Annotated in this window: 20 protein-coding genes; 4 read left to right on the top strand and 16 right to left on the bottom strand. The window is 59.1% G+C overall.

Translation table 11 applies throughout. The features are described from left to right. Nucleotides 1-85 precede the first annotated feature (85 nt). Both ACZ5A6_RS03105 and ACZ5A6_RS03100 read right to left on the bottom strand, forming a co-directional pair. A complete protein-coding gene (locus tag ACZ5A6_RS03105) occupies nucleotides 86-1,009 on the bottom strand; it encodes a peptidoglycan-binding domain-containing protein (RefSeq protein ID WP_174061537.1) in 924 nt (307 codons plus the stop codon). Beyond that, a complete protein-coding gene (locus ACZ5A6_RS03100) occupies nucleotides 981-2,510 on the bottom strand; it encodes a sensor histidine kinase (protein ID WP_174061538.1) in 1,530 nt (509 codons plus the stop codon). The genes ACZ5A6_RS03105 and ACZ5A6_RS03100 overlap by 29 nt, the downstream gene beginning before the upstream one ends. Nucleotides 2,511-2,995: 485 nt before the next feature. Between ACZ5A6_RS03100 and ACZ5A6_RS03095 the strand changes: the two genes are divergently transcribed. Beyond that, nucleotides 2,996-3,421, top strand: coding sequence for a DUF5330 domain-containing protein (locus tag ACZ5A6_RS03095; RefSeq protein ID WP_025592804.1), 426 nt, complete (start codon nucleotides 2,996-2,998; stop codon nucleotides 3,419-3,421). A gap of 195 nt (nucleotides 3,422-3,616) precedes the next feature. Further along, nucleotides 3,617-4,033: a SufE family protein gene (locus ACZ5A6_RS03090; RefSeq protein ID WP_025592801.1), complete on the top strand. Its 417-nt coding sequence runs from the start codon at nucleotides 3,617-3,619 to the stop codon at nucleotides 4,031-4,033. A 4-nt stretch (nucleotides 4,034-4,037) separates the two neighbouring features. On the opposite strand, the gene ACZ5A6_RS03085 is transcribed toward ACZ5A6_RS03090, so the two are convergent. The 10 genes from ACZ5A6_RS03085 to ACZ5A6_RS03040 form a co-directional block, all read right to left on the bottom strand. Then, nucleotides 4,038-4,895 (bottom strand): DUF6456 domain-containing protein, encoded by an 858-nt coding sequence (locus tag ACZ5A6_RS03085; protein ID WP_173992426.1) that lies wholly within the window; start codon nucleotides 4,893-4,895, stop codon nucleotides 4,038-4,040. Continuing rightward, on the bottom strand, nucleotides 4,888-5,310 hold the full coding sequence (locus ACZ5A6_RS03080; protein ID WP_003512040.1) for a helix-turn-helix domain-containing protein: 423 nt from the start codon (nucleotides 5,308-5,310) through the stop codon (nucleotides 4,888-4,890). Before ACZ5A6_RS03080 ends, ACZ5A6_RS03085 begins: the two co-directional genes overlap by 8 nt. Before the next feature lie 390 nt (nucleotides 5,311-5,700). Next, nucleotides 5,701-6,129, bottom strand: a complete 429-nt coding sequence (ros, locus tag ACZ5A6_RS03075; protein WP_003512037.1) for a MucR family transcriptional regulator Ros — start codon at nucleotides 6,127-6,129, stop codon at nucleotides 5,701-5,703. Nucleotides 6,130-6,560: 431 nt separating this feature from the next. After that, nucleotides 6,561-6,893, bottom strand: coding sequence for a monovalent cation/H(+) antiporter subunit G (gene mnhG / locus ACZ5A6_RS03070; RefSeq protein ID WP_003512029.1), 333 nt, complete (start codon nucleotides 6,891-6,893; stop codon nucleotides 6,561-6,563). Next, nucleotides 6,890-7,276 (bottom strand): cation:proton antiporter, encoded by a 387-nt coding sequence (locus tag ACZ5A6_RS03065; protein WP_003512027.1) that lies wholly within the window; start codon nucleotides 7,274-7,276, stop codon nucleotides 6,890-6,892. Before ACZ5A6_RS03065 ends, mnhG begins: the two co-directional genes overlap by 4 nt. Beyond that, nucleotides 7,273-7,752: a Na+/H+ antiporter subunit E gene (locus ACZ5A6_RS03060; protein ID WP_174061539.1), complete on the bottom strand. Its 480-nt coding sequence runs from the start codon at nucleotides 7,750-7,752 to the stop codon at nucleotides 7,273-7,275. Before ACZ5A6_RS03060 ends, ACZ5A6_RS03065 begins: the two co-directional genes overlap by 4 nt. Beyond that, entirely contained in the window at nucleotides 7,749-9,326 is a 1,578-nt protein-coding gene (locus ACZ5A6_RS03055; protein WP_003512023.1) for a Na+/H+ antiporter subunit D, read from the bottom strand. Before ACZ5A6_RS03055 ends, ACZ5A6_RS03060 begins: the two co-directional genes overlap by 4 nt. 19 nt (nucleotides 9,327-9,345) lie before the next feature. Next, complete coding sequence (locus ACZ5A6_RS03050; protein ID WP_003512021.1) at nucleotides 9,346-9,723, bottom strand: Na+/H+ antiporter subunit C; 378 nt, start codon at nucleotides 9,721-9,723, stop codon at nucleotides 9,346-9,348. Continuing rightward, nucleotides 9,723-10,142 carry a Na(+)/H(+) antiporter subunit B gene (locus ACZ5A6_RS03045; protein ID WP_003512013.1) on the bottom strand — a complete coding sequence of 140 codons (420 nt, stop codon included), beginning with the start codon at nucleotides 10,140-10,142 and terminating at the stop codon, nucleotides 9,723-9,725. Before ACZ5A6_RS03045 ends, ACZ5A6_RS03050 begins: the two co-directional genes overlap by 1 nt. Beyond that, nucleotides 10,139-12,508 carry a putative monovalent cation/H+ antiporter subunit A gene (locus ACZ5A6_RS03040; RefSeq protein ID WP_174061540.1) on the bottom strand — a complete coding sequence of 790 codons (2,370 nt, stop codon included), beginning with the start codon at nucleotides 12,506-12,508 and terminating at the stop codon, nucleotides 10,139-10,141. Before ACZ5A6_RS03040 ends, ACZ5A6_RS03045 begins: the two co-directional genes overlap by 4 nt. Before the next feature lie 205 nt (nucleotides 12,509-12,713). On the opposite strand from ACZ5A6_RS03040, the gene msrB reads away from it, so the two are divergent. Together msrB and ACZ5A6_RS03030 are read left to right on the top strand one after the other, a co-directional pair. Further along, nucleotides 12,714-13,121: a peptide-methionine (R)-S-oxide reductase MsrB gene (gene msrB, locus ACZ5A6_RS03035; protein ID WP_003512009.1), complete on the top strand. Its 408-nt coding sequence runs from the start codon at nucleotides 12,714-12,716 to the stop codon at nucleotides 13,119-13,121. Between the two features lie 116 nt (nucleotides 13,122-13,237). Beyond that, nucleotides 13,238-13,864 carry a LysE family translocator gene (locus tag ACZ5A6_RS03030; RefSeq protein ID WP_019564107.1) on the top strand — a complete coding sequence of 209 codons (627 nt, stop codon included), beginning with the start codon at nucleotides 13,238-13,240 and terminating at the stop codon, nucleotides 13,862-13,864. A 20-nt stretch (nucleotides 13,865-13,884) separates the two neighbouring features. Here ACZ5A6_RS03030 and ACZ5A6_RS03025 read toward each other — a convergent pair whose 3' ends face one another. The 4 genes from ACZ5A6_RS03025 to ACZ5A6_RS03010 all read right to left on the bottom strand — a co-directional run bounded on the left by ACZ5A6_RS03025 (nucleotide 13,885) and on the right by ACZ5A6_RS03010 (nucleotide 16,138). Further along, complete coding sequence (locus tag ACZ5A6_RS03025) at nucleotides 13,885-14,382, bottom strand: GNAT family N-acetyltransferase (RefSeq protein ID WP_174061541.1); 498 nt, start codon at nucleotides 14,380-14,382, stop codon at nucleotides 13,885-13,887. Between the two features lie 107 nt (nucleotides 14,383-14,489). Further along, nucleotides 14,490-15,158: a PAQR family membrane homeostasis protein TrhA gene (gene trhA, locus ACZ5A6_RS03020; RefSeq protein ID WP_003512005.1), complete on the bottom strand. Its 669-nt coding sequence runs from the start codon at nucleotides 15,156-15,158 to the stop codon at nucleotides 14,490-14,492. Nucleotides 15,159-15,345: 187 nt separating this feature from the next. Next, nucleotides 15,346-15,666: a TraR/DksA family transcriptional regulator gene (locus ACZ5A6_RS03015; RefSeq protein WP_003512004.1), complete on the bottom strand. Its 321-nt coding sequence runs from the start codon at nucleotides 15,664-15,666 to the stop codon at nucleotides 15,346-15,348. A 61-nt stretch (nucleotides 15,667-15,727) separates the two neighbouring features. Beyond that, nucleotides 15,728-16,138, bottom strand: coding sequence for a universal stress protein (locus tag ACZ5A6_RS03010; RefSeq protein ID WP_174061542.1), 411 nt, complete (start codon nucleotides 16,136-16,138; stop codon nucleotides 15,728-15,730). Between the last annotated feature and the right edge of the window lies 1 nt (nucleotide 16,139).

Genomic DNA, 16,139 nt, shown 5'->3' with positions numbered 1-16,139 from the left:
CCGCTGCCTGTCCGTGTTGTTACGCTCTCTTCTTTCCTCGTTCCTGCGCTTGTCACAGGAATGGGGAGAGTTGAGACCCAGTCCCCTAAAGCGCCCCGATCGATTTCAGCTTCTTCAGCACGGCTTCGCTCGGTTCACCGGTCTCCGGCAGGCGGTAGTGTTTTTCGAAATGGCGGATGGCGTTGCGGGTCTGCTCGCCGGCCACACCGTCCACCTTCACATCGGCATAGGCGATATTGATCAGTCCCTGCTGGATCTTTGCAATCAGATCGCGGCTCACCGGCTTTGAAGCGGCGGCAGCGCTGTTCAAGGAGACCGGTTCGGCCTTGGGACGAGGCGCTTCAGCCTTGCGGATTGCGGCCGCGACCGGGTCGATCTCAACGCCGCCGCCGGTGTTGGCGTCGGAAGGCCGATCCTTCGGGATTGCGGCGACGGTTGCGCCGTCGATCCTGAGCGCCGCCAGCACCCGTGTCGTCGGTTCGCCGGTCTGTTCCATGCCAAGCGTTTCTTCGAAGAACATGATGGCGGCAGCCGTGCGCGGTCCCATCTTGCCGTCCGCCTCGCCTTCGTAAAGCCCGCGTTTTTTAAGTTCGGCCTGAATATCGGCAACGATCTGCTGCGGCTTCTGGTTTTCCGCCGCAACCGATGTCGCGAGCGTCGCCGTTACGGCCGCCGGTTGCTGTGCCGTTTCGGTTTCGCTCGGGCGTTCTATGCGGAAGGTCGTGACATGGCCCTGCGTGCCGAGCGGCTCTGCCGCGCGATAACCGGCAATGCCGTTCGGGTTTGCCGCATCGCGGGTACGCAGGAAAGGAGACGGGTGAACGCCCGGCTGGTACCAGAGCGCGTTGGCGGCGACAAAACCGAAGACGACCACGAAGGCGCCTGAGCCGCCCACCAGTTTCGGACGGCGCAGGAGTTCGCGCCCGATGGCCGAAACCACCAAGGAAACAATCCCGGCGCCAATCTGGGCCGTTGTTTTCTTAGGCGATTTTCGCTTTCGCGGGGCCATCGTCACCATCCTTCCTCATAATCACGGCCATTTCGCCGAGCCGTTTGATGCGCGGCGGAAACTCCACCATGCATTCGGTTTCAGCGTTTTCGCCACCTGCCATGCCGGAACCGTCAGCAGGCAACATGATCGTTACGACCGTCCCCGCGCCAGGCTGGCTGGTGATGGCGAAAGTGCCGCCATGCAGTGCTACCAGACCCTTGACCAGGGACAATCCCAGACCCGTGCCCTCATAGCGACGGGTATATTCATTCTGGACCTGCATGAAAGGCTGGCCCAGGAGTTCAATCTTGTCGGATGCGATGCCGATGCCGGTATCGCTGACCGTCAGTTTCAGCATCCTGCCTTCACGCGCAGCATCGATCGACACCACACCGCCGGCATCGGTGAACTTGATGGCGTTACCGGCCAGATTAATGAGAACCTGGCGGATGGCGCGCTGGTCGGCGGAGATTTCGCCGATACCGCGCTGGATGCGGCTGGTCAATGTCAGACCTTTTTCCTTCGCCTGCAAGCCGAGCATGGCCTCGCAGGACGAGATGGTTTCGCCGATCGGGAAGCTTTCCATCATCAGCTCGTAACGGCCCGCTTCCAGCTTGCTCATATCCAGCATGGTGTTGACCACCGACAGGAGATGCGCGCCGGACTGGCGGATCAAGCCGACATATTCCCGCTGGCGGTCGTTTTCCAGCCGGCCGAAATATTCGCCCGCCAGAATGTCGGAAAAGCCGAGGACGGCGTTGAGCGGGGTGCGCAGTTCGTGGCTGACGGCAGCGAGGAACCGCGACTTGGCGTCGTTGGCCGATTCCGCCTCCGCCGCCTTGCGGGCGACATCGCGGCGCAGAAGTTCCATCTCGGTAACGTCGGAGAGCTGGGCGACGACGCGGCGTAGCCTGCCGGCCGCATTGCGGATCGCCGTCATTTCCATACGCGCGTGGATGAACTGCGCCTGGCGCGATTTCGCGCCGGTTTCGAACCGCAGTTCCACGCTGGACTTTTCCTCGCCCTGCCGCAGAAGGTCGAAAGCCTGCATCAGCTCGATCCGATCAGAAACATAGACATATTCGACAAAGACATGGCCCTTGCAGGCCTGAAGATCGGCTGGAAACGTTTCAAGGTCGCGGCCGGAGACGCGCTCGACGAGGCCGTTTTCATTGATGGTGAGCACGAGGCCGGGCACCTGTGATGCCGCAACGAGGTCATCGTCGCCGGCTTGAGCGGACAGGGACGCTGCGCCACGGGCAGGACGCGAAAAGGCGATCAACAGGGCGGCTGCGGCCAGATAGAGCGCCAGCACCAGAGCGGCGCCGATGGGCAGCGCGATGGCGGGGCTGAAGACGAGGCTGAACAGGGCGGGAACGACCAGAAAGCCGACGGCGCTGAAGGCAAACAGGCGGCGCAGGCGCGCAACGGTGCCGGCACGCCTTTCGGCGTCCTCCTCCATACGCGCAAGCCATCTGCCTGCGGCATGGTCGACCAATGCGACCGCTTTTTTTCTCATATTACGCAATACCAAACCTGAATCCCTGAGACGGATCTAACGGCTCCGACAATAGAAGCCCGCGGCTTAAGGAATGGATAAAAAGAACGGCACCAAACAGCCTCGAAATGCGCCGCAGTCCCATTACGGAGCATTTCAACCAAGCTTTGACAATCATGGTTAATGACGGGTAAGCGACGGATTTCGCTTTATTTTTGCCATCGCGTTAACCTTTGTGGCAGCACGGGTGAGCACTTTTGCCCGGAACAGACGGCATCTGTCGCAATTATGCTTAACATGGACTGTTAAAATGCGACGGAATTGCTGGAGCCGGTCCCGATGCGAGGAGAATAGATACAATTTGAATTAAATTGCGCGGCTTTTTGCAATTGGCTGTTCGCCGGTCGCCTGTAGCTTCTCTCCAAGCCCGAAAAACGGGACAAAGGCCGATGACCCAAAACGGGCGGGGCTTCAAAACAAAGATCATCTGGCAGGGTAGTCTGACAATGTGGTTTCTGATCAAAGGAACATTCTGGTTTTCGCTGGTGCTGGTCGCGCTGTCCTATTTCGGTAGCAGCAACGATCCGACCAAGGAACCTTCGGCATTCGATATTCCCAGCGCCGTTTCGGCAGCCGGTGAGGCCTATCGTTATGTCAGCGCCATCTGCATCGAAAAACCCGACGTCTGCGTCAAGGGCGCCGAAACCTTCCACGCGCTCGGTGAACGGGCAAAGGAAGGCGCCAAGGTCGCCTATGAATTGCTCGACGCGCAGCTTGCATCCGGTGATAAAACGGCACCCGCAGCCGAACTCGCCAGCGAGAGCGAAAAACTGGCCGCAGCACCGGCGATCAGCGTCGAATTCCCTGGGAATGCCGACATGCTGAAGACCGGCACAATCATTCCCCTGCCGCAGAAGCGCCCCACCCCCTGATATTTTGCGCCGCCGCTTGACGCCGCGCCGCCCCTTCTCTGTAGCCGGATATGTCCGCCTGCGTGACTGCCTGCCAAACTTGCCCACGGAAACCTGTTTCCGTGGGCTTTTTCATGGTCCGCATGGTTCAAAACCGTCCACACTTGCCCTATATCGTAGCAAAGCATGGCAATAACGAACGGTACGGCGCGCAACATGGCCTCTCTCGATACGATCCTTGACGATTTCGCCTTCCTCGACGACTGGGAGGATCGCTATCGTTACGTCATCGAACTCGGCAAGGCGCTTCCCGACCTTGCGGAAGACAAGCGCACGCCTGAGAACAAGGTGCAGGGCTGCGCAAGCCAGGTCTGGCTCGTCAGCCACAGCGATGGTGCGGAAGATCCTCTCATGACCTTCGAGGGCGATTCCGATGCGCATATCGTGCGCGGCCTCGTCGCCATCGTTCTTGCCGTCTATTCCGGTAAAAAAGCTTCCGAAATCGCCGGTCTGGACGCCATTGAGGTGTTCGACAAGATCGGGCTGGTGGAACATTTGTCCTCGCAGCGCGCCAATGGCCTGCGTTCCATGGTCAAACGTATCCGCGAGGAAGCGAGACTTCTGACCGCCTGAGCCTTCATTCTGTTGCCATCGTTGGCGCCATCGGCGGGCGATAATCTTCGTCGCCCCAATGGTGGCTTGTCCTTCTGCTGCGTTGCGCTTGCGGCGCATAATGCCGGGCAAGCGATAGCAGAGCGGCCCGCAGCAGCAGTTTTGCCGAACGCGCCGGCCATTGCCGCTCGCGCTCTACGGCCTCCAGCCCCTTTTCAAAGCAGCAGATATCGATGGCGACACCTGAAAGTTCAGGCCCCATAGCATCGGCTGCACGGGAAAACCGCATCCGGGCGGAAATCGCCGCATCGGTAAGATCGAGCTTGCCACCCGCCTCCCCCTTCGTGCGGCTTGCAATTTTCGGCTCCCATGTTGCCGTCACCTTCGGGTTCAATTGCGCGCGGTGAAAATCGGCGGCGAGGCGTTCGCCCGCCTGCAAGGCGTCGCTGGGGAAGAATGCCGTGCCATCCTTTTCCTTCAGCCGTGAAAGCCCTGTCAGTGGCGAGCTATTGAGGTTGCGCCGGGCCGGCTGCCTGTCCTTGCCGACATCCAGAACCACCGTCTGCAAATCCCAGTGCTGTTCCTGAAAAATCTCGTCGCGATCCCTGGCTATAGCGCGCTTCAAATAGGAGGCGAGCGGCGGCGCGGCGGAGAGCGTGTTTTCGCGTCTTTCGATCAGCCCCGAAGAGACGGCGAGCTGCACCGTGGCGGCCGGAAACCGCAACGCCGGACGCCCTTTCCTGCCGTTCCCGGCCTCCGGTCGCTGCAATACCATATCGCCGCGATCCCCCGATATCTCAGCCGTGCCCGCAGCAATGCAGCGCAGGAGCCGCAACAGGACAGGATCGGGAAGTATCGATGGAGCGCTTTTTGTCTCACTCATCCCGAACACCTTTCATCACGTTGAAAATGCTGCCGGAAAGCCGCTCCAGTGTGGCGACGAACTCGTCAAAGGCGGGTTCGTCGCGACGATCCTCAACCACCTGGCAGGCATGGCCGACTGTCGTTCTGTCCCTGCCGAAACAGGGGCCGATATCCGACATGGGAATACCGAGCTGCACATGGCACACATACATGGCGATCTGGCGGATATGGCATTCGGTGCGCCGCCTGTCCCGGCGCGCAGCCACACGATCGCCGGTTAATTGCACCATTTCCCCGGCCAGTTGCCGGACCAGCCGGCAAATCCGGGAAATCTCATCCCGCCCGGCAGCAGGCGGAAAACGGCGGAAATTGCTATCGGCAACCTGCACACAGGGCCGAAAGGGGGCAGGCAAAGACGATATGTCCGAAGGCATATGCAACTCCTTTACGAATAGGAATTAATTCATACACCTGAGGATGGACGCGGGGAAGGGCAAATTTGGCGTCGAAAAACATGCGATTGATTTCGCTTTGTTTTTGAATAAAGGTGACGCCTCGACAAGGATTTTTTTCCTCTGTCGAAATTGCGCGCGGCAATAAAAAAGCCGGTCTAAGGACCAGCTGGACATAACACTAGGTGCAAGATGTGTATGGAGCGGGCATGTGCGCCCTGCCGCCATCTCCTGCTAAGGGAAAAGGTCACGGCGGCGAGTTAAGGGGCAAGGCCAGCAATATGCTGCCAAGGTCCCCTTTATCCGGCGCTTCGGGCCATCTTTCCCCGGACGGGGAGAAAATACAGCCGCGACACAATCCGTCTTAGAAAATCAACGGTTCGCCTTGCGGCGCTGACCGAGACCCATTTCCTTGGCGAGCCGCGAACGGGCTTCGGCATAGGCGGGAGCAACCATCGGATAATCGACCGGCAGATCCCATTTTTCGCGATATTCTTCCGGCGTCATGCTGTGATGCGTCGTCAGGTGGCGTTTGAGCGACTTGAACGAGCCACCACATTCCAAACAGACGATATGATCGTCCTGAACCGACTTGCGAACCGACACAGCAGGCTTCTGCTTTTCAACATTGACCGCCACCGATGCCGGTGCCGATGTTCCGCTGAGTGCCGTATGAACATCCGAAATAAGGCCGGGAAGCTCAGTTACCGGAACGACGTGGTTGCTAACATAGGCAGCCACAATATCCGCCGTCAGTTCGACCAGCAGATCCTGGGCGTTACCGTATGCAGTTTCCGTCATTTAAGTATCTCCTGTTATTTATCTCCAGACACGGATGAACGCCGCATCGAGCGATGTGAAGTTACCCGGTGCCCCTCCTTCGCCCTGTTGAAACCAACGTGAAATCTACCCCTAGATTTCAAGCGAAACCGGAAACGAATTGATCCGAGATTCAACTTGTAGCCCGCGACATGGCCAACAAAGGTCTGATCAACCATAGATTAGACATTAATAAAATGCCTATGCCGACCATGAAGAGGCTAGATGCAAATCGCAATAAGCAATTTTACACTTAATTTGGATAGCATCAAAACAGCAAAAGTCAAATTCCTATTATGATTTTTTCAGTTCAAAACAGTCTAATTGGAATACAAAAAATCACGGGTAATAAAATACTATGCCAAGTAGTAATGCAGAACGAAGACCCCCCATTATTAGGGGGTAATTCAACTTCAAATTTTCTTTAGGTCATCAACTACCGATTTATCAGCAAGTGGATAACCTGCCTTGTGTGCAGCCATTGCAAGAAGATGTGCGGAGACCGGTGCTGTCAGAACAAAGAAAAAGAAACCGGCAAGTGCCCGTGCCAGCGTCGATATTTCCGTGGAATGAATGCCGACAGCCAGCAGCAACAGGCCTGAGCCCACCGTTCCCGCCTTGGAAGCCGCATGCATGCGGGTGTAGACATCCGGCAGGCGATTAAGCCCGATTGCCGCAATCAGCGAGAAGGCGGCACCTGAGACCGTCAGTGCCGCAACCAGAATAGCCACGATCCAGCCCATCATCGCCCGCCCCTTCTTTTTCCACGCCTGGATACTTGTTTTTCAGGCTTTTCAACAACTTCCGATGCCCGCTCGCCGTCCAGAACAGCCTTTGTCCTGCGCCTGCCATCTGCACCGCGCGACAGGACGAAGCGGGCAAAAGCCACCGTTGCGAGAAAACCCACCAGTCCGAGCGCAATGGCGATATCGACATAAAGATCGACGCCGGTGCGGATGGCGATAACCGCAATGAAGCCGATGGCGATACCGACCAGCATGTCGAGCGCGACGATTCGGTCCGGCAAGGTCGGACCGACGACGACGCGATATACTGTCAGCAAAAAGGCAGCGGACAGTACAACCGTGGCAAGTACAGTTGCAAATGAAACTATGAGTTCCGGCGTCATCCCTGAAACGCCTCCATGATCTTTTTTTCGAAGCCGTTTCGGATGTCATTCTTTGCGGCTTCGATATTGCTGCAATCGATCGCGTGGACGTAGAGCGTTGTTTTATCCTCGGAAACATCGACCGAAAGTGTGCCGGGGGTCAGCGTGATGAGATTGGCAAGCAGCGTGATCTCGAAATCCGTCGTCAGCCTGAGCGGATAGGCGAAGATACCGGGCTGCACATCGAGCTTCGGCCGCGTCACCATCACCGCCACCTTCCAGGCCGACAGCGCCAGCTCCTTGAAGAACAGCAGCAGCAGCGACAGCACGCGGACCGGACGCAGCCGATGACGGCCACCCTTGGGGATCTGGTGACGGATAAGGCCCAGAGCCAGCGCCGAGACGATGAGGCCGAAGAGAATGTTCACCGGCGTGACGCTGCCGCTCACAGCGAGCCATACGCCAACGAAGAGCAGTAACAGGATGTAGCGGCTCATGGTCTGCTCCCTTCGGGAAACACCGACTGGATATAGGCTTCGGGGTTGCCAAGCCCCGCAGCCGCCTGCTGGCTGAGATTGAGCAGGCTTTCCGGAAACAGGCCGAAGAACACCACCAGCAATGTCAGCCCGACCAGCGGGACGAAAGAAGGGGCCGCCAGAGGCGACGCAGGCAGCGACGGCGCCTGGCCGGTTGAGGCCACTGCCGGGCGCCAGAAACATAAGAGGAAGACCCGGCCGAAGGCGATGGTGGCGATGAAGCCGGACAGGAGAAGGGCTGCGGCAAGCCACCAGGCGCCGATATCGATCGCCGATTTGACGAGAACCACCTTCGGCCAGAAGCCAGAAAACGGTGGCAGGCCGGAACCGGCGAAAAACAAGGCGAGCGCGAGGCCCGAAAACCACGGCGCCTGCCGATAAAGGCCACCGAGCGAAGTCAGGGTAAAACTGCCGCCAAGGCGGGCGGCGTGGCCGGCGGCGAGATAAAGCGCCGTCATCAGCACCATGGAGTGCAGCGCGTAAAAGATCGCGCCGGCAACGCCGGAAGGCGTGCCGATGGCGATGCCCGCCATCATGTAACCGATGCCCGATATGACGATGTAACCGAGCATGCGGCGGATATCGTTTTGTGCCAACGCACCCATGGCGCCGAGCACCATTGTCAGCGCCGCAGAGATGGCGATGACGATACTCAGCTCCTCCCGCTCGACCGGAAACAGCATGACCATGACGCGCAGCAGCGCGTAGATGCCGACCTTGGTAAGCAGGCCGCCGAACAGGGCGGAAACGACGATGCGCGGCGTGTGATAGGAGGCGGGCAGCCAGAAATTCACCGGAAAGGCCGCCGCCTTCATGGCGAAGGCGAGAGCAAACAGGCTGGCAAGCGTCATCAGCGGAGCCGTGCCGCGCAGCTGCGTCGCCTTCAGCGCGATATCGGCCATATTGAGCGTGCCGAAGATGGCATAGAGATAACCGACCGTGATCAGGAACAGCGTCGTGCCGATGAGGTTGAGGATGGCGTATTTCAGCGCGCCATCGATCTGCTCGCGCGTGGAGCCCAGCACGATGAGGCCGAAGGACGAGATCAGCAGCACCTCGAACCAGACATAGAGGTTGAAGAGGTCGCCGGTCAGGAACGCACCGGTGACACCCGCCATCAACAGCATCAGGAACGGATAAAAACCGTATCGCCTGCCGCTGGCATCGATATCGGCGCTGGCATGGATGGCACCGGCCAGCGCTACGATGGCGGCGGCGAGCGACAGCAGCGTGCCGGTCAGATCAGCCGTAAAGGCAATGCCGAAGGGTGGCAGCCAGCGGCCCATGACCATGGTGAACGGCCCTTGGGTCACGACCTTCCACAGAAGCGCAGCATCGAGCAATACCAGCAGAACAAGTGCCGTGATTGCAATGGGCGCATGCAGACGCATGGTGTGGCGCAGCATCATCAGCACCGCACCTGCGCCTATTGAGAGCGCGACGGGAAGGATGATCAGCCAGTCGGATAGCGGCACGGGTGCCGTGACAAGCGCTGCGGAAAGATCTGATATTGCGGAAGTGGTGGATGAAGCCATGTGTCTGTGCCCCGCCCGCTCAATAACCGAGCGGCGGCAAAGGCTCGCCTGCCGGTTCTGCGGTGCGCATTTCGTCGGTGTCGTCGGTCTGCAATTCCTGGAACGCGCGCCAGGTCAGCACCAGCAGGAAACAGAAGAAGGAAAAGGAAATGACGATTGCCGTGAGGATAAGCGCCTGCGGCAGCGGATTGGCGGCGCCCGCCGGCAGGGCGTCCATGCCGGGCGGAATGATCGGCGGCACTTCGCGCGTCAGCCTTCCCGCCGTGAACAGCAGGAGGTTGACTGCGTTGCCGAGAATGGCGATGCCGAGCAGCATGCGGATGCTGTGACGCGAGAGCATGAGATAGATCGCCACCGAAAAGAAGATGCCGACGAGAATGGAGAAAACAGCTTCCATCAGTCGCTATCCCTTTCTTCCAGAGCCAGCGCAATGGAGGTGATGGCACCGACCACGACGAGATAAACGCCGATATCGAAGGACATGACGGTGGAGAGTGGCACTTCCACACCGAGCAGGCTCGGATAGACCCACAGCCCGGTCATGAAGGGCACGCCGGCTGCAATCGAGACGAGACCAGACAACATCGCCAACAGCAGCCCCGCGCCGGCAATGGACAGCGGATGGTACACGATGGCGCGCCGGACTGCGGCCACACCATAAGCGATGCCGTAGATCGCCAGCGCCGAGACCGCGATCAACCCGCCGATGAAACCGCCGCCCGGCTCGTTATGGCCGCGCAGCAATACAAAGATGGAAAACAACACCATGAGGCTGGTGACTACGGGGGCGACGGTGCGCAGGATAAGCGTGTTCAAGCCCGCGCTCCCTTCTTCTTCGCTATTTTTGCTGGTCCCTTGATGGCAGCAGCCGGGCGGATGCGGATGAGCGCGAGAATGGCCAGGCCTGTTATCATCACCACCGCAATCTCGCCCAGCGTATCCGTGCCGCGGAAATCGACGATGATGACATTCACCACATTCGCCCCGTGGGCGATGACCTTGGAATAGGTGTTGTAGAAATCGGTGAGGCGATTATCGAACGACGCTTCCGTCGCCCGCATCAGGAACAGGGCAAAGCCGGTTCCGCAGGCAATGGCGATGGTGCTGTCCAGAAGCTTCTGGCCAGGGCCGCGGTGGTCTGACGGCGACAGACGAAGCCTTGTCATGACCAGCGTCAGAATGACCACGGAGAGGGTTTCGACCATGAATTGCGTAAACGACAGATCGGGCGCGCCGAACAGCAGGAAGATGACCGCCACCGCAAACCCCTGAATGCCGAGCGCGATGATGGCCGTAAGCCGGCTGGACGCCGTGAGCACCGCGACAAGGCCCGCAACCGCAATGGCAATGAAGGTCAGCTCATGGATTTTCATGTCGTGCGGCCACGCCGGCATGGACGGCATTTCGCCATAGAGAAACAGCGGCGCAAGCAGCACGACGGCGATGACGGCGAAAGTGGCGGTGACGTAAAATTCCAGCCTGCCGGGCTGGATAAGCCTGACAACGTGGAACGAGATTTTGACCAGCGTTTCGATGAAAACATCGAAGCCCCTGTCCGGCCCTGCACCCAGCGCCTTGAAGGTGCGCACCATCAGGCCGCGAACGGCGGAAAGTTGCATGTAGAGGACGATGCCGAGCGCGATCGTCAGCAGCGACAGGCCGAGCGGCACGCCGATATGGGGAATGAGCGAGATTTCCACCGGGCGCGCCTCACCCGCGATCGCGCTTGCCATCGGCGTCGAAATGTAAAAATGCGAAAGGCCAGCGAAGAGAGCGATGGTCAGCCCCTTTATCGCCAGCAGCGCCGGGCCGAGCCACAGCAGCAGTGGTCCCTCATGAGCGTGTTTCGGGGTTTTCACGGGCTTGCCGAGGAAAGGTTTCAGCGCCACGGCAAAAGCGACGGCAAACATCAGCGCATTGCCGAGAATGGCGATGCCGGTGAACAGCACGGCACGCGGATTGCCATGCGCCAGCGCATAATAAATCTCTTCCTTGGCGAGAAAGCCGAAGAAGGGCGGCAGGCCGGCCATGGAGATGGCCGCGGCAAGTGCTGTCGCAAAGGTGATCGGCATGGCTTTTCGCAAGCCGCCGAGCTTCGTCACATCGCGGGTTCCGGTCTCGTGGTCGATGATGCCGGCAACCATGAACAGTGCGCCCTTGAAAAGCGAATGCGCCACCAGATAAAGCACAGCCGCCTCGATCGCGTGGTCCGAGCCGAAGCCGGTCAGCATCACCAGCAGACCGAGCGAGGACATGGTGGTATAGGCCAGCATCAGCTTCAGGTCGGTCTGGCGCACGGCCAGCAGCGCGCCGGTCAGCATGGTCAACCCGCCGAAGAACGGCAGCAGGATCTGCCAGGCAGCGGTATCGCCGAGAACGGGGTTGAGGCGCATCAGAAGATAGACGCCGGCCTTCACCATGGTTGCCGAGTGCAGATAGGCCGAAACCGGTGTCGGTGCCTCCATCGCGTTGGGCAGCCAGAAATGAAACGGAAACTGCGCCGATTTGGTGAACGCGCCGCCGAGAACCAGCAGTAGCGCAGCCAGATAGAACGGGCTGTCGCGCAATATATCGCCGCCACGCACCAGCATGGACAATTGCGTCATGCCGCTCATGTCCCAGATGAAGATCAACCCGGCGAGCAGCAGCAGACCGCCGCCGCCCGTTACCACCAGCGCCTGTAAGGCGGCACGGCGTGCGGCCGGGCGCGCATGATCGAAGCCGATCAGCAGGAACGAGGTTATCGAGGTCAGTTCCCAGTAAACGAACAGCATCAACAGGCTGTCCGAAACCACGACGCCCAGCATCGCGCCCATGAACAGAAGCAGGAAAGACAGGAAGCGGCCCTGCTGCGGATGCCCCTTCATGTAACCGCCGGCATAAAGCACGATCAGCAGACCGATAACGGTGATCAGAAGTGCAAAGGTCAGCGACAGGCCGTCGATGAACCACGAAAAGCTGAGGTTGAAACTTGGAACCCAGACGTAACCGCCCGTGACCACGCCGCCAGCCGCCACCTGCGGCAGCATCAGTGCGAAGTGGACAAAAGCCAGCGCGGGCGCGATCGCCAATATCCAGACGGCATTGTGACCTAATCTTTTCACCAGCATCGGTGCGGCAAGCGCTGCCAGAAACGGCAAAAACAGCGACAGGAATGTCAGCTGCGTGACATCTGATGTCATTCACATCTCCCAGGGCTTCCCCTACCCCTGTACGCCCATGAACGGCGTTCTTTTCAAATCGTATTTTTCAGTTAAGGCATAGACACCGCCATCTCAACCCAAATCGACTCTCATACCTGCCCATAACGTACTCGTTATGACAGCTGCCCTCTTTCAATCTGCAGCGCCGATGCCTATTTCTGGCAGGAACAGAAAGGATCATTCCATGAGCGATCTGACATCCCCGAAAGTGAACAAGAGCGATGCCGATTGGCGCGAGCAGCTGACGCCGGAGCAATATCGCATCCTGCGTGAACACGGCACCGAGCGCCCATTTACCGGTCCCTACTGGGACACGTTCCAGAAAGGCCTCTATCGCTGCGCCGCCTGCGACGAGCCGCTGTTCCTCTCCGATACCAAATTCGATGCAGGTTGCGGCTGGCCGAGCTATTTCGAACCGGTGAAACCGGGTGCGGTGACGGAACATCGCGATGCGACGCTTGGCATGGTGCGCACCGAAATCCGCTGCGCCAATTGCGGCGGCCACCTCGGCCACGTCTTCCCGGACGGCCCACCGCCCACCGGCCTGCGTTATTGCATCAACGGCCATTCGATGGTGTTCGAACCGATCTGATGAGAGACAGGTAACGGCCGGCTGCCTGCCGGCCGTTTTTGCGAAGAAAATGACCGTCTCGACAGCCGGACCGGAGAGTGAGATTATCGCGATCTCACTCCTTCCGGATCACCATCATGGCGCTCGAAACCATCCTCATATTCATTCCCGCCTGCTTTGCCCTGAACATGGCGTTCGGGCCCAACAATCTCCTGTCGATGACGGTTGGTGCGCGATACGGCATGGCAACGGCAGTAATGGCCGCGAGCGGCCGGCTGGTTGCGTTTGCGGGCATGATCGCGATCGCCGCTTTGGGCCTCGGCGCACTTTTGATGGCTTCCGAAATGATGTTTTCGCTGATCAAATGGATCGGCGTTCTCTACCTGCTGTGGATCGGCTTCAAGCTCATCCGCTCAAGGGCGGATGTCACCGCTCCCGATATCTCCTCGGGCAACGGAAATATTCTCAAGACCTATCTGCGGCAGGAGTTTTTTGTCGCCTCCGGCAATCCGAAGGCCATCCTGATCTTCACGGCCTTTTTCCCGCAATTCATCCAGCAGGACGCCTATTGGCAGAGCTTCGCCACGCTCGGCGCAATTTTCCTGCTGCTCGAGGTGGTGGCGATCACCGTTTATGCCTTTGTCGGTTCGCGACTGTCCGGTCTTATGCGCAATGCGCGCGCCCTGAAGCGCGTCAACCGGATCAGCGGCTCGATGATGATGGCTTTCGGTGTCATGCTGGCCTTCGCCCGGCGCCCCGCCTGAGAGAAATCCCGGCCCGCGTACTAGTTCAATTTAAGCTCCATGCAGGTCAGGTCCAGCCAGCGGCCAAACTTGGTGCCCACTTCCGAAAACCGGCCGGCAACGGTGAAACCGAGGCTTTCGTGCAGGCGGATGGAGGCGGCGTTTTCCGATTCGATCGCGGCGATCAGCACATGCACATCGTTGCCGGAGGCGTGGTCGATGAGCGACTGCATCAGCCGCTTGCCGATGCCGTGTCCGCGCGCGTCCTTGTGGACATAAACCGAATGTTCGCGGGTGTGGCGATAGCCGTCGAAGGCGCGCCAGTCGCCATAGGAAGCGTAGCCGGCAACCTTGCCGTCAAGAATCGCGACGATCACAGGAAAGCCGCGTGACTTGCGGGCGGAAAACCATTCCTTGCGGTTTTCCAGATCGACCAGCACTTCGTTCCAGATCGCCGTCGTGTTCAGGACCGCGTCGTTGTAAATCTCCATGATGCCGGAAAGATCGTCCACGGTGGCATCGCGCAGTTCCAAACTCATTATCGTTCGCCCTCATTCTTGTCTGCATCGCGCGCCCAAAGTTTCGGGACACGACCTTCAGGCGAGCATTAGGCGATGACGCGGATGGCTGTCCAGTGCTCTCTAGCTCAGGAAGACATGGGAACGAGGCTGAAGGAAGTGACCACGGCAAAATAGTGGACAACGGCGGCGGCAACGACGAAACCGTGCCAGATGGCGTTCTGGAATCGCAGCTTTTCCCAGACATGGAAGACCACGCCGAGCGAATAGATGACACCGCCAGCGACAATCAGCCAGAGCGTGACGGGGGCCAGATGCGTCGAGAGTGGCTGCACCACCATGATGCCGCTCCAGCCCATGGCGAGATAAAGGCCTATGGCGACCCGGTCGTAACGGCCGGGAAACAGGCATTTGAGCAATATGCCGCAGATGGCGGCAAGCCAGATCAGCCCCAGCATGGTGGCAATCAGCGGCTCGTGGATACCGCGCATCAGGAACGGCGTGTAGGTGGCGGCGATCAGTATGAAGATCGCCGAGTGGTCCAGCCGGCGCAGGAACCATTTTACGTTGGAATGCGGCCAGATATTATAGGTGAAGGACACGGAAAGGCAGGCGACAAGGCCGAGTCCGTAAATCCAGGCGGCCGCGATGGCGCTGAGGCTGCCCCAGACGGTCGCGTAAAAAATCAGCGCCGTGGCGCCCACCAGCGCAAAAACGATACCCACGCCGTGGACGATACCATCGGCGACAATCTCGTGAAAATCATACTGGCGACCAAACCGCCACACGTTACTCATAGTCCATTCCCGTTTGCCTGCTTGTGGCCAAGCATGACGGCAATATTAGACAGGAACAAGACAGCAGCCGGTTAACGGCGATCAAATTGCGTTCCGGGCTGTTGCGAAAGGAGAGGTTGAGTGGCGGCCTCGCCGTTTCCCTCATTCCTGCGCTTGTCACAGGAATGAGGAGGGAAAAGGAGCGCCCTCACAAGGCCGCAGCGCATTCCTGGCAGAACGGCGTATAGGGCACGGCTTTCAGGCGGTCTTCCGAAATTTTCTTGCCGCATTTGACGCAGGTGCCGTAGGTACCGTTCGCGATGCGGTCCAGTGCGGCGTCGATGGCGCGCAGCTCGTCCTGGCCCACCTGCCCAATTTCATCCAGCACCTCGTCATTGCTGCGTTCAGCGGCGCGATCGTCGTCATCGGGGTTGCGCGGCTCTTCGAAATCCGCCTCGATTTTGTGCAGGCGGCTGTAAAGCTCGCGCTGGCGGTCGCGCAGGATTTTCTCGTAACTTTCGACATTCATGGTCTTCTCCTCCAGCCGGTGCGGGCGAAAATCGCCCGCAACCCCAAGATTTCAACTCACTTTACCTGTCAATCAGCACCGAGCACTTGGCATGGCGCACCACGCGGTCGGCGGTGGCGCCGATGAAATAATTGGTAAAGTCAGGCATATGCGATGCGATGATGATGAGATCGGCCTTGTGCTCTTCGGCAGCTGCAATGATTTCACGCGCCGGCGCGCCGCTTCTGATTTCGTGCTTGCCCTTGAAGCCGACCTTCGCCTGAATATCCGCAAGTTTCGTCTTGGCATCCTTGATGGCATTTTCGATGAGGTCTACCGGCAGGTCGATCGCCATATAGCCGGGCAGTTCCTCAACCACATTGATGAGGACGATCTCGCCATCGACATCCAGCAGCGCCTTGGCCTTGGCGAGAATCTTCTCTCCCTTGTCGATGGCGCTGAGGTCTACCGGTACGATGATTTTCTTGTACATG

The sequence above is a fragment of the Agrobacterium sp. 6Ca8 genome (genome assembly GCF_055382765.1).
This window is presented reverse-complemented; position numbering and strand designations above follow the sequence as displayed.

Excerpts from the sequence above, each read along its gene's own strand:
- trhA (WP_003512005.1), bottom strand. The coding sequence starts at position 15,158 with ATGAGTAACGTGTGGCGGTTTGGTCGCCAGTATGATTTTCACGAGATT.
- msrB (WP_003512009.1), top strand. The coding sequence starts at position 12,714 with ATGAGCGATCTGACATCCCCGAAAGTGAACAAGAGCGATGCCGATTGG.
- ACZ5A6_RS03030 (WP_019564107.1), top strand. The coding sequence starts at position 13,238 with ATGGCGCTCGAAACCATCCTCATATTCATTCCCGCCTGCTTTGCCCTG.
- ACZ5A6_RS03055 (WP_003512023.1), bottom strand. The coding sequence starts at position 9,326 with ATGGCTTCATCCACCACTTCCGCAATATCAGATCTTTCCGCAGCGCTT.
- mnhG (WP_003512029.1), bottom strand. The coding sequence starts at position 6,893 with ATGATGGGCTGGATCGTGGCTATTCTGGTTGCGGCACTGACGGTCTCA.
- ACZ5A6_RS03060 (WP_174061539.1), bottom strand. The coding sequence starts at position 7,752 with ATGAGCCGCTACATCCTGTTACTGCTCTTCGTTGGCGTATGGCTCGCT.
- ACZ5A6_RS03050 (WP_003512021.1), bottom strand. The coding sequence starts at position 9,723 with ATGGAAGCTGTTTTCTCCATTCTCGTCGGCATCTTCTTTTCGGTGGCG.
- ACZ5A6_RS03015 (WP_003512004.1), bottom strand. The coding sequence starts at position 15,666 with ATGAATGTCGAAAGTTACGAGAAAATCCTGCGCGACCGCCAGCGCGAG.
- ACZ5A6_RS03095 (WP_025592804.1), top strand. The coding sequence starts at position 2,996 with ATGTGGTTTCTGATCAAAGGAACATTCTGGTTTTCGCTGGTGCTGGTC.
- ACZ5A6_RS03085 (WP_173992426.1), bottom strand. The coding sequence starts at position 4,895 with ATGAGTGAGACAAAAAGCGCTCCATCGATACTTCCCGATCCTGTCCTG.
- ACZ5A6_RS03090 (WP_025592801.1), top strand. The coding sequence starts at position 3,617 with ATGGCCTCTCTCGATACGATCCTTGACGATTTCGCCTTCCTCGACGAC.
- ACZ5A6_RS03010 (WP_174061542.1), bottom strand. The coding sequence starts at position 16,138 with ATGTACAAGAAAATCATCGTACCGGTAGACCTCAGCGCCATCGACAAG.
- ACZ5A6_RS03040 (WP_174061540.1), bottom strand. The coding sequence starts at position 12,508 with ATGACATCAGATGTCACGCAGCTGACATTCCTGTCGCTGTTTTTGCCG.
- ACZ5A6_RS03080 (WP_003512040.1), bottom strand. The coding sequence starts at position 5,310 with ATGCCTTCGGACATATCGTCTTTGCCTGCCCCCTTTCGGCCCTGTGTG.
- ACZ5A6_RS03105 (WP_174061537.1), bottom strand. The coding sequence starts at position 1,009 with ATGGCCCCGCGAAAGCGAAAATCGCCTAAGAAAACAACGGCCCAGATT.
- ACZ5A6_RS03100 (WP_174061538.1), bottom strand. The coding sequence starts at position 2,510 with ATGAGAAAAAAAGCGGTCGCATTGGTCGACCATGCCGCAGGCAGATGG.
- ACZ5A6_RS03065 (WP_003512027.1), bottom strand. The coding sequence starts at position 7,276 with ATGACGCCGGAACTCATAGTTTCATTTGCAACTGTACTTGCCACGGTT.
- ros (WP_003512037.1), bottom strand. The coding sequence starts at position 6,129 with ATGACGGAAACTGCATACGGTAACGCCCAGGATCTGCTGGTCGAACTG.
- ACZ5A6_RS03025 (WP_174061541.1), bottom strand. The coding sequence starts at position 14,382 with ATGAGTTTGGAACTGCGCGATGCCACCGTGGACGATCTTTCCGGCATC.